This window comes from Eoetvoesiella sp. (genome assembly GCF_035555955.1).
Lineage (GTDB): Bacteria > Pseudomonadota > Gammaproteobacteria > Burkholderiales > Burkholderiaceae_B > Eoetvoesia.
The window spans coordinates 35,029-48,417 of sequence record NZ_DATMGA010000014.1 but is presented as its reverse complement, the minus strand read 5'-3'; the positions used below and the strand labels follow the sequence as shown (position 1 = coordinate 48,417).

The 13,389-nt window shown below is 62.5% G+C and carries 12 protein-coding genes; 5 read left to right on the top strand and 7 right to left on the bottom strand.

The genetic code is table 11. From position 1 onward, the window contains the following. The first annotated feature begins 30 nt into the window (after positions 1-30). Together VNT00_RS03600 and purU are read left to right on the top strand one after the other, a co-directional pair. Positions 31-1,140, top strand: a complete 1,110-nt coding sequence (locus VNT00_RS03600; RefSeq protein WP_325584604.1) for an NAD(P)/FAD-dependent oxidoreductase — start codon at positions 31-33, stop codon at positions 1,138-1,140. A gap of 32 nt (positions 1,141-1,172) precedes the next feature. Then, positions 1,173-2,021, top strand: coding sequence for a formyltetrahydrofolate deformylase (gene purU, locus VNT00_RS03595; protein WP_325584602.1), 849 nt, complete (start codon positions 1,173-1,175; stop codon positions 2,019-2,021). 100 nt (positions 2,022-2,121) lie between these two features. Here the strand turns inward: purU and VNT00_RS03590 are convergent, their stop codons facing one another. Next, positions 2,122-3,033: a LysR substrate-binding domain-containing protein gene (locus VNT00_RS03590; RefSeq protein WP_325584600.1), complete on the bottom strand. Its 912-nt coding sequence runs from the start codon at positions 3,031-3,033 to the stop codon at positions 2,122-2,124. Positions 3,034-3,281: 248 nt separating this feature from the next. On the opposite strand from VNT00_RS03590, the gene VNT00_RS03585 reads away from it, so the two are divergent. Continuing rightward, positions 3,282-4,475: an acyl-CoA dehydrogenase gene (locus VNT00_RS03585; RefSeq protein WP_325584598.1), complete on the top strand. Its 1,194-nt coding sequence runs from the start codon at positions 3,282-3,284 to the stop codon at positions 4,473-4,475. A 39-nt stretch (positions 4,476-4,514) separates the two neighbouring features. On the opposite strand, the gene VNT00_RS03580 is transcribed toward VNT00_RS03585, so the two are convergent. Further along, positions 4,515-4,973, bottom strand: a complete 459-nt coding sequence (locus VNT00_RS03580) for an Lrp/AsnC family transcriptional regulator (RefSeq protein WP_325584596.1) — start codon at positions 4,971-4,973, stop codon at positions 4,515-4,517. 127 nt (positions 4,974-5,100) lie between these two features. Between VNT00_RS03580 and metC the strand changes: the two genes are divergently transcribed. Then, on the top strand, positions 5,101-6,294 hold the full coding sequence (gene metC / locus VNT00_RS03575; RefSeq protein ID WP_325584594.1) for a cystathionine beta-lyase: 1,194 nt from the start codon (positions 5,101-5,103) through the stop codon (positions 6,292-6,294). Positions 6,295-6,315: 21 nt separating this feature from the next. On the opposite strand, the gene VNT00_RS03570 is transcribed toward metC, so the two are convergent. From VNT00_RS03570 to VNT00_RS03550, 5 genes are all read right to left on the bottom strand, one after another. Next, a complete protein-coding gene (locus VNT00_RS03570; RefSeq protein WP_325584592.1) occupies positions 6,316-6,765 on the bottom strand; it encodes a MaoC family dehydratase in 450 nt (149 codons plus the stop codon). Between the two features lie 226 nt (positions 6,766-6,991). Continuing rightward, on the bottom strand, positions 6,992-8,260 hold the full coding sequence (gene boxA, locus VNT00_RS03565; protein ID WP_325584590.1) for a benzoyl-CoA 2,3-epoxidase subunit BoxA: 1,269 nt from the start codon (positions 8,258-8,260) through the stop codon (positions 6,992-6,994). A gap of 119 nt (positions 8,261-8,379) precedes the next feature. Then, positions 8,380-9,807 carry a benzoyl-CoA 2,3-epoxidase subunit BoxB gene (gene boxB / locus VNT00_RS03560; protein WP_325584588.1) on the bottom strand — a complete coding sequence of 476 codons (1,428 nt, stop codon included), beginning with the start codon at positions 9,805-9,807 and terminating at the stop codon, positions 8,380-8,382. Positions 9,808-9,854: 47 nt separating this feature from the next. Beyond that, positions 9,855-11,513 (bottom strand): 2,3-epoxybenzoyl-CoA dihydrolase, encoded by a 1,659-nt coding sequence (gene boxC / locus VNT00_RS03555; protein ID WP_325584586.1) that lies wholly within the window; start codon positions 11,511-11,513, stop codon positions 9,855-9,857. A 200-nt stretch (positions 11,514-11,713) separates the two neighbouring features. Beyond that, positions 11,714-12,649 carry a helix-turn-helix transcriptional regulator gene (locus VNT00_RS03550; protein WP_325584585.1) on the bottom strand — a complete coding sequence of 312 codons (936 nt, stop codon included), beginning with the start codon at positions 12,647-12,649 and terminating at the stop codon, positions 11,714-11,716. 256 nt (positions 12,650-12,905) lie between these two features. On the opposite strand from VNT00_RS03550, the gene VNT00_RS03545 reads away from it, so the two are divergent. Continuing rightward, a complete protein-coding gene (locus tag VNT00_RS03545) occupies positions 12,906-13,385 on the top strand; it encodes a 4-hydroxylaminobenzoate lyase (protein ID WP_325584583.1) in 480 nt (159 codons plus the stop codon). Positions 13,386-13,389: the final 4 nt, after the last annotated feature.

Genomic DNA, 13,389 nt, shown 5'->3' with positions numbered 1-13,389 from the left:
ACGGGCGCCACACACGCCAAAAGAGGCCGTATGGCCGCTGACATCGACTGCCTGGTGCTGGGTGCCGGCGTCGTGGGCCTGGCCGTGGCGCGCGAACTGGCGCTGGCCGGACGCGAAGTGCTGGTGGCCGAGGCCGCCGGCAGCATCGGCACGGGCATCAGCTCGCGCAACTCCGAAGTCATCCACGCGGGCATCTACTACCCGCCGGGCAGCCTGAAAGCGCGGCTTTGCGCGGAAGGGCGGCATCTGCTGTACGGCTACTGCCGCGAACGCGGGATCGCCCACGCGCGAACCGGCAAGCTGATCGTGGCCGGCAGGCCGGAGCAGATCCGGCAGTTGGACGCCATTGCGGAAAACGCCCGGCGCAACGGCGTCGACGACATCCATCGGATAAGCGGCGCCCAGGCGCGCCAGCTCGAACCCGCGCTGGCGTGCGAAGCGGCTCTGGTATCGCCCTCGACGGGCATCATCGACAGCCATGGCCTGATGCTGGCGCTGCAGGGCGATGCGCAGAACCGGGGCGCGCAATTCGCGTTCCACAGCCCTTTCCTGGATGGACAAGTGCTAGAGAACGGCGTGTTCCGGATGAATTTCGGCGGGGCCGAACCGATGGCGCTGACCGCCGCCAGCGTCGTCAACGCCACCGGCCTGCATGCGCCCAGCGTCGCCCGCAGGCTGGCCGGCCAGCCGACGCGGCATATTCCACACGCCTATTTCTGCAAAGGCAGTTATTTCACGCTGTCGTCCCGATCGCCGTTCTCCCGGCTCATCTACCCCATGCCCGACGGCGCCGGCCTGGGCATACACCTGACCCTGGATCTAGCCGGCCGGGCCAGGTTCGGCCCCGATACAGAGTGGGTGGACGGCGAGGACTATGCGCTGGATCCCAATCGCGCCAGCCTGTTCTACGCCGCCATACGCCGCTACTGGCCGGATCTGCCTGACAACGCCCTGGAGCCGGGCTACACTGGCATACGCCCGAAGATCAGCCGCGCCGGCCAGCCGCCGGCCGACTTCGCCATCGCCGGCCCCGCCACGCACGGCGTACACAACCTCATCAACCTGTTTGGAATAGAATCACCCGGGCTGACCGCTTGCCTCGCCATTGCGCGGGCCGCGCGGCAAGCTCTTGGTTTTTGACGCACCGGCCTGTCCGGCCACCACCCTGAAAAATGAACGACTACATTCTGACCCTTTCCTGCCCAGACCGCATCGGCATCGTGCATAGCGTGACTGGATGGCTGCTGAACCTGCATGGCAATATCGTTGACGCCCAGCAGTTCGGCGACATCGAAGAAGAGCGTTTTTTCCTGCGCGTGCATTTCAAGCTGCCCCAGCCCGCCCCGGTGGAAGAACTGAATCAGAAATTCGCGCCGGTGGCCGACAAGTTCGATATGCAGGCCCGCATCTACGACGCCCATCGCAAGGCGCGCCTGCTCATTCTGGTCAGCCGCCAGGGGCACTGCCTGAACGACCTGCTGTTCCGCACGCACAGCGGCCAGCTGCCGGTGGAAATCGCGGGCATCGTCTCCAACCACAACGACTACGCCGAGCTGGCCGCTTCGTATCATGTGCCGTTCCATTACCTGCCCGTAACGCCGGAAACCCGGCCGCAGCAAGAAGCGCAGATCCTCGAGCTGATCAACAAGGAAAACGTCGATCTGGCCGTGCTGGCCCGCTACATGCAGATTCTGTCGCCCAATCTGTGCAAAGAACTGTCGGGCCGGGCCATCAATATCCACCACAGCTTTCTGCCCAGCTTCAAGGGCGCGCGCCCCTACCATCAGGCTTACGCCCGCGGCGTCAAGATCATCGGGGCCACGGCGCACTACGTCACGTCGGATCTGGACGAAGGCCCGATCATCGAGCAGGACATCGAACGGGTCAATCACGCCATGAGCGCCCACGAGCTTACCCAGGTGGGCAGCGACGTCGAGTCCCTGGTGCTGGCGCGCGCCGTGCGCAGCCACGTCGAACACCGCATCCTGCTCAACGGCAAGCGCACGGTGGTATTCCGCTAACCGCGGACAGCCCGCGTTTTCGGGGTCGACCAAGGGCGGCCGGCCGCCTTGTCGTCCCAAAGGGCCAGGTTCCCCCAAAAGGGAGCCCGAAACCCACGGCTCAAACCTTATCCGGAAAAGGATCCTGGCGGACGATGCTTTGCAGCCAGGCCTCGAATGCCAGCAGCGCCTCGCTGCGCTCGGCATGCGCGGGGTAGCTGAAAAAATACGACTCGCGCACCGACAGGCCGCGCGGGAACGGCGTAACCAACTGGCCGGCAGCCGCCAGGCCGCGAACCAGAAAGCGCGGAATCAGCGCCATGCCCAGGCCCACCTGCGCGGCGGCCAGCAACATGGTGAACAGCTCGTAGCGAGGCCCCGCGCCCACCTCGGGCCGGTACGGCCTGTCCTGCTCGCGATACCACTCGCGCCAGGCGTCGGGCCGAGACATCATGTGCAAGTGCGTGACGCGGGCCAGGGCATCGGGTTCGCTGTGGATGAACGCCGCCATCTCGGGGGTGCAGACGGGCACCAGCTCCTGCTCCTCGAACAACTTTATGCCCACCGTTCCCGGCCACATCTGCGGCGCATGGTAAATGGCGGCATCGAAGGGATGATCGTTGAACTGGAAGGGCCGGGTGCGTATGGACAGGCTGACGGCAATGTCGTTGTGGATCTTCTTGAATTCGGGCAGATGCGGCACGAGCCAGGTGGTCGCCAGGGTGGGCAGCACCGCCACGTGCAGACTGCGGCCCATGCCAGCGCCCGACATCAGGCCCAGGGTGTCTTTTTCCAGTTGCTCCAGATGGTGGCGCACCCGCGCGGCATACTGCGTTCCCGCCTCGGTCAGGACGATGCGGCGCCGGATGCGGGTGAAAAGCTGCACGCCGAGGCGCTCCTCCAGGCCGTTCACTTGCCGGAAAACAGCGCTGTGAGTCAACGACAACTCTTCCGCCGCACGCGAAAACGAACCCAGCCGCGCGGTTGCTTCGAAGGCCTGCAGTGCGCCCATATTGGGAATGCCGTGTCTCATCGCTGACTCCAAAAAAACTCGTGCAGTTTACGGAAATCGCACTATATTGTGCAATTTTATCAATTGCTTTGTGCCTTATGCTCACATATGCTTAGGGAATACTGAATTCCGCCCTCAACGCCGCCACAGCCACATTCCGTGGCGCACCCTTCGATCCAGTTTTCACGAAGTCAGATAAGACTTGATAAACACGGCGTTTTCGGCAAAAATACTTTAAACCTAAACTTATTACATCACGGAGCATCCTTATGTCCTCGGCACCCTCGTTCCACTGGGAAGACCCCCTACTCCTGGATTCGCAGCTTACTGAAGAAGAACGCATGGTGCGCGACGCCGCCCAGGCCTACGCCCAGGACAAACTGCAGCCGCGCGTGCTCGAAGCCTTCCGCCACGAGCAAACCGACGCCGGCATTTTCAAGGAAATGGGCGAGCTGGGCCTTCTGGGCCCCACCATCCCCGTCGAATACGGCGGCTCCGGGCTCAACTACGTGTGCTACGGCCTTATCGCCCGCGAAGTCGAGCGCGTGGATTCGGGCTATCGCTCGATGATGAGCGTGCAGTCCTCTCTGGTCATGGTGCCCATCAACGAGTTCGGCAGCGAAGAGCAGAAAAAGAAATACCTGCCCAAGCTGGCCAGCGGCGAATGGATAGGCTGCTTCGGCCTCACCGAACCCAACCACGGCTCCGACCCCGGCAGCATGGAAACCCGCGCGGTCAAGACCGCCAACGGCTACAAGCTCACGGGCAACAAAATGTGGATCACCAACTCGCCCATCGCCGACGTGTTCGTGGTGTGGGCCAAGTGCGTGGGCGGCGATTACGACGGCAAGATCCGCGGCTTCATCCTCGAAAAGGGCTGGAAGGGTCTGTCGGCGCCGGCTATCCATGGCAAAGTGGGCCTGCGCGCTTCCATCACGGGCGAAATCGTCATGGATGAAGTCGAAGTCGACGAGCAGCAGATGATGCCGGGCGTTTCGGGCCTCAAGGGTCCGTTCACCTGCCTGAACTCGGCGCGCTACGGCATTGCCTGGGGCGCGCTGGGCGCGGCGGAATTCTGCTGGCACACGGCTCGCCAGTACACGATGGATCGCAAGCAGTTCGGCCGTCCCCTGGCCCAGAACCAGCTCATTCAAAAGAAGCTGGCCGACATGCAAACGGAAATCACGCTGGCGCTGCAGGGCTGCCTGCGCCTGGGCCGCATGAAAGACGAAGGCACGGCGGCGGTGGAAATCACGTCCATCATGAAACGCAATTCCTGCGGCAAGTCGCTGGACATCGCACGCCTGGCGCGCGACATGCTGGGCGGCAACGGTATTTCCGACGAGTTCGGCGTGGCGCGCCACCTGGTGAACCTGGAAGTGGTGAACACGTACGAAGGCACGCACGACGTTCACGCGCTGATCCTGGGCCGCGCACAAACGGGACTGCAGGCGTTTTATTGATATTTTTTAATCGACGCCCTGCTTTTGACGCGGGGCGTTCTACATATACTCCAGCGGCAATGCAGTGGTGTATTTGATTTGCTCCATGGCAAAACTGGAGCTGACATCGGCCAACTCCGCCATGCGGATCAGCCTCTTGTAAACCTGGTCGTAGGCAGCCACATCCGGAACCACCACCCGCATCAGATAGTCGGTCTCGCCCGACATGCGATACAGTTCGACGACCTCCGGAATGGTGGCTACCGCTGCATGAAATTGTTCCAGCCAGCGGGCATCGTGACGGCTGGTACGCACGGAAACAAATACCGTGACGCCGACGTTCAACCGGCTCCCGTCGAGCAGAGCCACCCTTGCGCGGATAACGCCCTGCTCTTCGAGCTTTTGCACGCGCCGCCAGCATGCGGTGGAACTCATGCCGACGCGCTCGGCCAGCTCATTGAGCGGCAAAGAGCAGTCGGCCTGGAGCAGCTCCAGAATATGGCGATCCTGCTTATCCATTTGCCTCTCCACAAAGGAAATATTTTTCTAATTTTAGAATAAAAACAGGAAAATAATTTCTTTTTTGATCGAATAAGGCCTGAATACAGCAATAAAGCTCCGCACGCCCCGCCCTATCATATTCGTCATGAACACTGCACACGACGATACTTTCCTGATCCACGCCGGCCGGGCTCCCGCCAGTTTCGGCGGCCTGGTCAATGTTCCCGCCTGCCGGGCGTCCACCCTGCTGACGGCCTCCTACGCCGAATGGCAGCAGCGCCGCAGCGCAGGCAACCCCTACGCGCATTATGCGCGCTTCGGCACACCCACGACCCGCGCCTTCGAAGACACGCTGGCCGAGCTGGAAGGTGCGCACGGCGCATTGATTTTCCCCTCCGGCCTGGCGGCATGCACGCATGCTTTGCTGGCTTTCCTGTCGCCCGGTGACCACGTGCTGATGACCGACAACGTCTACGGCCCGACCCGGGCCTTTGCCCAGCAGGCCCTCGCCCGCCTTGCCATCGAAGTGGAGTTTTTCTCGCCGGCCGAAGCCGCTGATATCGCGCTGCGGCTACGCGGCAACACCCGCGTGGTCTACCTGGAGTCTCCCGGCTCGCAAACCTTCGAAGTCTGCGACATCCCGGCCATGGCCGCCGCCGCCCACACATGCGATGCCATCGTCATGATGGACAACACCTGGGCTACGCCGCTGTATTTCAAACCCTTCGATCACGGCGTCGACGTATCCATCCACGCGGCGACCAAGTATCTGGTCGGGCATTCCGACGCCATTCTGGGCGCAGCCACCGCCAACGCCCGCGCCTGGCCTCAACTACAGGCAAGCGCCCAGGCATTCGGGCAAACCGCGGGGCCGGACGACCTGTACCTGGCCCTGCGCGGCCTGCGCACGTTATCCGTGCGCTTGCAACGCCACCAGGAAACAGCCCTGTTATTGGCGCGGCGTCTGCAAAACCATCCCGCCGTCGCCCGGGTCTTGCATCCCGCGCTGCCCGACTCTCCAGGCCATGCGTACTGGAAGCGCGATTTTCATGGAGCCAGCGGCTTGTTCGGGGTAATCCTCAAGCCTGCACCCGACCAAGAGCACGCTCTGGCACAAGCCTTCGACAAGCTGCGGCTGTTCGGCATCGGCCTATCGTGGGGGGGATACGAAAGCCTCGCGCTTCCCGTCGACCCGCCCGCCCGAAGCGTCACGCCGTGGCGGGCGACGGGGCCATTGCTTCGCCTGCACGCGGGCCTTGAAGACCCGGAGGAGCTTTGGCGCGACCTGGCTCGCGCGCTGGCCGCCTACATGCACGCGGACGAACCGGCCCTCAGCTGAACGCCTGCGATATTTCGGGGCTTATTTCCCGGGCCCGGCGCCCAGATCGAAAAGACTGGTGGCTTCGAGCTCGAGCACCTGCTCGTCGCGCTGGTTGTACATGCGCCATGACCAGCGGACGATGCCAAGGTCGTCGCGCGATGATGAAACCCTGACGGAATCGACCGTGATTTCCAGGCGCAGCGCATCGCCTTCGCGCACCGGCAGCAGCCAGCGGATCTTGTCCACGCCCGGCGAGCCGAAGGATTCCGACCCCGCCAGCGCGCAGTCGACCGCCATGCGCATCGCCAGGCTGCAGGTTTGCCAGCCGCTGGCGATCAGCCCGCCCCAGCGTCCGGATTCGGCGCGCTCGGGGTCGGTGTGAAACCACTGGGGGTCGTACTGGCGGGCAAATGCCAGCATGGATTCCTTATCGATGACAACCGGGGGATGCTTGATGACCATCCCGATTTGAAACTCGCTGAATTTCATCGCCAGCCCAAAAGAGTATTAGTAAACCGTCAAGTTTAGCCCAATTGCCAAATTTGTAGGCACCACTACATTACGGCCTGTTACCCCTATCAAGGAGTCACGAAGCCATGAAAAATCCGCTGGCTCGGCGTTGCCCCTGCGCGGCACGGCATTGAGCCTTGCTGCGCAGGCCTGGAGCGCAGGCGACGGAAACTCCGCGCACCCAGGCCAAGCGTGAGCAGGCCACTTAGTAGGTTTCGAAGTGCAGCCGGCCTTGCGCCTTGAGCTGGGCGTGAACGTCGGGCCAGTGCTTGCCGCCGCTGGAAACCACCTCTTGCAGCGCCTCGATGACCCCCACTTCCATGCCCTTCAGGCCGCAGACGTAGATATAGGTTTCGGCATCGTCCAGCAGGTTCAGCACGTCGGCGGCGCGTTCGCGGATGAGATCCTGCACATAGCGCTTGGGCTGCTCTGGCGCGCGCGACAGGGCCAGGTTGATGTCGATGAAGTCCTTGGGCAGGTTCATGAGCGGCCCGAAATACGGCAGCTCGCGTTCGGTGCGCGCGCCGAAGAACAGCATGAGCTTGCCGTTGTATTCGCGGTTCTTGGTAAGGCGGCGGCAGCGCTCGGTCATGGCCCGCATCGGCGCCGAACCCGTGCCGGTGCAGATCATGATGATGTTCGCGTGGGCCAGGTTGGGCATGAGGAAGGTATTGCCGAAAGGCCCGATGACCTTGACGGTGTCGTTCTTTTGCAGATCGCACAGATAGTTGGAGCACACGCCATTGACGGGGTTGCCGTCGTAGTCGGTGGTTACCCGCTTTACCGTGATGGACAGGTTGTTGTACTTGGGACGCTCGCCGTCGCGCGGGCTGGCGATGGAATACTGGCGCGCATGATAGGCACGGCCGTTGGCGTCGGTGCCGGGAGGGAAGATGGCAATCGACTGCCCTTCCAGCACGGGGAACGGCAAGGTGCCGAAATCGAGCACGATGTGGTGGATGTCGCTTTCGGTGTCTTCGTCGGTAACCCGGTAGTTGCCCACCACGGTGGCCGTGGCGACATTCTTGTGGGTGTACAGGTTGACATACGGATGAACCGCCGACCATGGGGGAATGCGCGCCCCGGCTTCGGTGGAGGGAACGCCTTCCAGGCTTTCCGTGTCGTCTTCGCCGGACACCGGCGCGCGGCCGGTTTCGGTCTCGGCCGCGACATCCGTGTCGATCAGTTCGGCGGGTAGTTCTTTGGCTTCCGGCAGGACGTCCCAGCTGAACTGCTCGTCCTTGGAATAGGCCTCGCTGGTGAGCACCTGAAGCCAATTGTCGATGGCGCCAGTCGGACAGGGCGGCACGCAAGCCATGCAACTATTGCAGATTTCCGGATCGACGACGTAGTTGTTGGCATCGTGCGTGATGGCATCGATGGGGCAGGTTTCCTCGCAGGTGTTGCAACGTATGCAAATCTCGGGGTCGATCAGGTGTTGTTTCATTACGGGTGTTGCGGTAGCTGCTGTCATTTGAGGTCTCCTTGCTTCCCGGGCCGCCCGCCCGGTTTGCTTGAACGAAAAGAGGCCGCAACGAATGCGGCCTCCATCCGCTCCCCGCCAAGGCGGGAGGTAATCATAACGCGATAGTCTTAGTTGAAGCGAACATATTCGAAATCGACGGGCTGGCGGTTGATGCCGATGACCGGAGGCGCGATCCAGTTGGCGAACTTGCCCGGCTCGACCACGCGGCCCATCAACGACGCGACGAACGCACGGTCCTCGGGGGTGGGCAGCCACTCGTTTTCGTGGGCTTTCCATTGCTCGTCGGACAGCACATGGCCTTCGGGCGAAACCTTGATGCCGGCCAGCGTGCCGATCTTGCGGTTGAACGCCTTGTGCGGAACCTGCAGGCGGAAGGCGATGCCGCGTTTTTCCAGCACCTTGTTCCAGCGGCCCACGCCGCCGACGGAGTCGCGGATGAAGTCGTCGCGCAGCACTTCGTTAAGAGCGTTGAGCATGGGCACTTCGATTTCGCGCAATTGGCCGTTGGCCACTTCCAGGACGCGATAGGTTTCGTTCTTGAGCTGGTGGTCGTCGGTGCGCTTGCCTTCTTCGTAGCGGCCCTTGAGGCCCGAGCTGTAGAAGATGGCGGCGTTGGACGATTGGTCGGCGCCGAACAAGTCGATGGTGACGCTGTAATGGAAGTTCAGGTAGCGCTGGATGGTCGGCAGGTCGATGACGCCGGCTGCGCGCAAGGCGGCCGGATCTTCGGTCTTGAGCTCGTTCATGGCGTCGGCGGTGCGCTGCACCACTCGCGAAACGCCCGATTCGCCCACGAACATGTGGTGGGCTTCTTCGGTCAGCATGAACTTGGTCGTGCGGGCCAGGGGGTCGAAGCCCGATTCGGCCAGCGCGCTGAGCTGGAACTTGCCGTCGCGGTCGGTAAAGTAGGTGAACATGTAGAAGGCCAGCCAGTCCGGGGTCTTCTCGTTGAAGGCGCCCAGGATGCGGGGGCTGTCCTCGCTGCCCGAATTGCGCTGCAGCAGGGCATCGGCCTCTTCGCGGCCGTCGCGGCCGAAGTAGCGGTGCAGCAGGTAGACCATGGCCCACAGATGGCGGCCTTCTTCCACGTTGACCTGGAACAGGTTGCGCAGGTCGTACAGCGAAGGCGCGGTCAGGCCCAGGTGGCGCTGCTGCTCGACCGAGGCGGGCTCGGTGTCGCCCTGGGTGACGATGATGCGGCGCAGATTGGCGCGGTGTTCGCCAGGGGCTTCCTGCCACACGTCCTTGCCGATGTTTTCACCGAAATGCATCTTGCGCTCGCCGTCCTGCGGAGCCAGGAAAATGCCCCAGCGGTAGTCGGGCATCTTCACATGGCCGAAATGGGCCCAGCCATCGGGCTGCACGCTGACGGCCGTGCGCAGGTACACGTCCATGTTGTGCGAGCCTTCCGGGCCCATGTCCTGCCACCACTTCAGATAGTTGGGCTGCCAGTGCTCCAGCGCGCGCTGCAACGTGCGGTCGCCGGACAGGTTGACGTTGTTGGGGATTTTTTCTGAATAATTGATTCCGGACATCTCAATGACTCCTTGGGTAAATTCTGTGTGCTTGAATGGACAACGACTTATACGCGGTTCAAATCGAAATCGGCCTTCTCGCCCTTGCCGTACAGCTTGAGCGCGCCCCGCTCGCCGGAAGCGTTGGGACGGTAGAAGATCCAGTTCTGCCATGCCGTCAGGCGGCCGAACACGCGGGTCTCCATGGACTCTTTGGGGCCGAAGCGCAGGTTGGCCTCGAGGCCGGTCAGGGCGTCGGGCGACAGCGCCATGCGCTCTTCCAGGGCGATACGCACTTCGTCGTCCCAGTCCAGGCTGTCCAGGGCGAACGTGACCAGGCCGGCCTTCTCGGCCTCGACGGCATCCAGCGGCTTGCCGGCCGCGGCGCGCACGGCTTCGATGGCGGGAACTTCTTCGTAGAAACGGCGCTGGATGCGGCTTTGGCCGTTGACGATGGGGTAGCTGCCGAAATTCATCTCGTTGGCCACGATCTGCGCGGGCTGGTCGGCGTCGGGATCGTCGAGCATGTAGGCGCGGTCGCAAGCCAGGGCCACTTCGAGCAGCGTGCCGACGAAGCATGAACCGGACTCGATCAGGGCGAACAAGGAACGCGATGTGACGTCCAGGCGGGCCAGCGTGCGGCGCAGCATGCCGACCGTTTCACGCACGAACCAGTTGTCGCCGAATTTTTGCAGCGTGGCGTCGGCGGCCAGCACTTTGGCGGCATCGCCTTCCGTCTTGAACACCCAGGTGCCGATGACCAGTTCGTTGGTGCGCATCTGCAGGATGGCGTCGTCCAGTTCGCGGGCCATTTGCAGCGGCCACCAGGCATCGCCCTGGGCCAGGATGGCTTCGACGCTGTCAGGCACGTCGGTTTCGGGCGCGCGGATGGTCCAGGTGGCCAGGCGGCGCTCGCGGTCGATCTGCACGTCCACGTATTTGTAGCTCAGGCTGTTTTCGCCGTCGGTGCGCTTGACCGGGGTCAGAGCGACGCCCTTACCATCGGCGGGACGGTCGCTGCCAGCGGCCAGCTCGAGCGCGCGCTTCTTGACGCCTTCGGCAAACTGGGCCGGCTTGATCAGGTCGTCGACCAGGCGCCAGTCCTTGGCGCGCTGCCCGCGCACGCCTTCGACCAAGGTGCAGAAAATATCGGCGTGATCGTGGCGCACTTTGCGCTTGTCGGTGACGCGGGTGAGGCCGCCGGTGCCGGGCAGCACGCCCAGCAGGGGAACTTCGGGCAGCGACACGGCCGAGGAGCGGTCGTCGATGAGCAGAAGCTCGTCGCAGGCCAATGCCAGCTCGTAGCCGCCGCCGGCGCAGGCGCCGTTGATGGCGGCCACGAACTTCAGGCCGCTGTAGCGGCTGGAGTCTTCGATGCCGTTGCGGGTTTCGTTGGTGAACTTGCAGAAATTGACTTTCCACGAATGGCTGGACAGGCCCAGCATGAAAATATTGGCGCCGGAACAGAAGATACGGTCTTTCAGGCTGGTGACGACCACTGTGCGGACTTCGGGGTGCTCGAAGCGGATGCGCTGGAGCGCGTCGTGCAATTCGATGTCGACGCCCAGGTCGTAGGAATTGAGCTTGAGCTTGTACCCGGGACGCAGGCCGCCGTCTTCCGCCACATCCATGGCAAGCGTGGCGACGGCGCCGTCAAAGGAAAGAGACCAGTGCTTGTATTGGCTGGGCTCGGTGCGGAATTCGACACGAGAAACGGCTTGATTCATGAGAGGGCTCCAAAATTTTCAAAACCTGAACAATAGTGCATCTGCCTGATGGTGATGCATAATACTGCATCAAAAATACGCCGTCAACATGAAAATGCATTTTGATGCATTTTTTGCCGATGCTGCCTGGCCGTATGCACGAAGAGATGGATATTGCCGCGGCTTTTCCTTGGCGATGCCGCTCACCGTCTGTACTGTATTTACACCTGGACCTGCCCGGCAACCTGCCGGATATGGTTGCTGAGTTCGTCCACGCACGCCGTAAGGCTGCGATGGCTGGTGGAACATACGTAATCGGCCTTGGAATAGAACGCTTCCCGGCTGGCGAGAATGCGCTTGAGGTCGGCCATGGCCTCGTTGTTGCCGGCCATGGGCCGGAAATCGCCTTGCGCCATGACCCGCGCCATATGGTCTTCGGGCGTGGCCTTGACCCATATGGTGTAGCAATGGGCCAGCATGACGTTCATGGTGGCGGGCTCGGAGACCAGGCCGCCGGGCGTGGCCAGCACCATTTCGGGGTAAAGCTGCAGGGCCTCTTCGAGCGCGCGCCGCTCGTAGCGGCGATACGCGGTGGGGCCGTAGAGGCTGTGGATTTCAAGAATGCCGCAACCGGCGACCCGCTCGATCTCGCTGCTCAGCTCGACGAACGGATAGCCGATTTCGGCGGCCAGCAGGCGGCCCAGCGTGGACTTGCCGGCGCCGCGCAAGCCCACCAGCGCGATCTGGCGAAGCTTGTTGCGGCCGCCCGCGGCGGCGCCTCCGCCTTCGAACAGGCCCGCCAGGGTTTCACGCGCCAGTTGCAGTTCCTGTTCGGAGCGATCGCCCAGCAGTTCGCGGATGAGCAGCCATTCGGGACTGGAGGTGGTGATGTCCCCCACCAGTTCGGCCAGCACGCAATTGAATGCCTGGGCGATTTGCAGCAGCACCAATATGGACACATTGCCCACGCCGCGCTCGAGATTGGCGAGATGCCGCTCGGAGACGCTGGCCGCGCGGGCCAGCTCTTTGCGCGTCATGCCGCGCCGCGCGCGAAGGCGGCGCACACGCTCGCCCAGCGAGATGAGATAAGGATCCCGATCGGGGCTTGCGGTGACTGCCGCCAACGCGGCATTGGTATCTAGCGCTCTGTTTTCCACTAAAGAAAACCCTTAAATTCGGCCTGACATGCATTATAATGCTTGACTATCGGAAAGAAAACAACTAATTTTCAGGTTCGCTGACAAGTTTTTACTTAAACAGGTGCTACCTGCGATCCATCGTCCGGAGCGAGGCAAACGATAGCAGCATACGTCCCTCCACGCACGCGCCCGCAGAAAGGCAACCGCCGCAAACGTGCCCAAGGCATGCGCGCCGCCCCCGCCGGGCGCAAACCGGGACACAGGACAAATCGCCGTGACTATCGAAACATTTCAATCACTTATCCAAACCGTCACCCAGTTCATCAACGGCCGCCCGCTGGATAAAACGCTGCAGGCGGCGCTGAACGAGCGGTTTCCTTTTGGCGGCGCCGACTACAACCGCATATTCGAGACCTGTAAAACCGCAGAGCAAGAAGGCTGGATGTGCCAGTACGAAGGCGGCGGCGTGCGCTACGGCCGGGTCATCAAGCCGTGCGACGAACTGGACGGCTATTCGGTCGATGTCGTGCACATGCACAACATTGCAGGCCCGCACCACCGCCACCCCAATGGCGAAATCGACCTCATCATGCCCCTGGAAGGCGACGCGAAGTTCGACGGACACGCCGGCGGCTGGCTGGTCTATGGGCCGGACTCGGCGCACAGCCCCACGGTCAGCGACGGCGATGCGCTGATTCTTTATCTTTTGCCCCAGGGGAAAATCGAATTCACCCGGCCCGCGGCCAAAGCCTAGCCGC

What these genes read in the sequence shown, in the direction of transcription:
- VNT00_RS03600 (WP_325584604.1), top strand. Translation starts at nt 31, where the DNA reads ATGGCCGCTGACATCGACTGCCTGGTGCTGGGTGCCGGCGTCGTGGGC.
- purU (WP_325584602.1), top strand. Translation starts at nt 1,173, where the DNA reads ATGAACGACTACATTCTGACCCTTTCCTGCCCAGACCGCATCGGCATC.
- VNT00_RS03590 (WP_325584600.1), bottom strand. Translation starts at nt 3,033, where the DNA reads ATGAGACACGGCATTCCCAATATGGGCGCACTGCAGGCCTTCGAAGCA.
- VNT00_RS03585 (WP_325584598.1), top strand. Translation starts at nt 3,282, where the DNA reads ATGTCCTCGGCACCCTCGTTCCACTGGGAAGACCCCCTACTCCTGGAT.
- VNT00_RS03580 (WP_325584596.1), bottom strand. Translation starts at nt 4,973, where the DNA reads ATGGATAAGCAGGATCGCCATATTCTGGAGCTGCTCCAGGCCGACTGC.
- metC (WP_325584594.1), top strand. Translation starts at nt 5,101, where the DNA reads ATGAACACTGCACACGACGATACTTTCCTGATCCACGCCGGCCGGGCT.
- VNT00_RS03570 (WP_325584592.1), bottom strand. Translation starts at nt 6,765, where the DNA reads ATGAAATTCAGCGAGTTTCAAATCGGGATGGTCATCAAGCATCCCCCG.
- boxA (WP_325584590.1), bottom strand. Translation starts at nt 8,260, where the DNA reads ATGACAGCAGCTACCGCAACACCCGTAATGAAACAACACCTGATCGAC.
- boxB (WP_325584588.1), bottom strand. Translation starts at nt 9,807, where the DNA reads ATGTCCGGAATCAATTATTCAGAAAAAATCCCCAACAACGTCAACCTG.
- boxC (WP_325584586.1), bottom strand. Translation starts at nt 11,513, where the DNA reads ATGAATCAAGCCGTTTCTCGTGTCGAATTCCGCACCGAGCCCAGCCAA.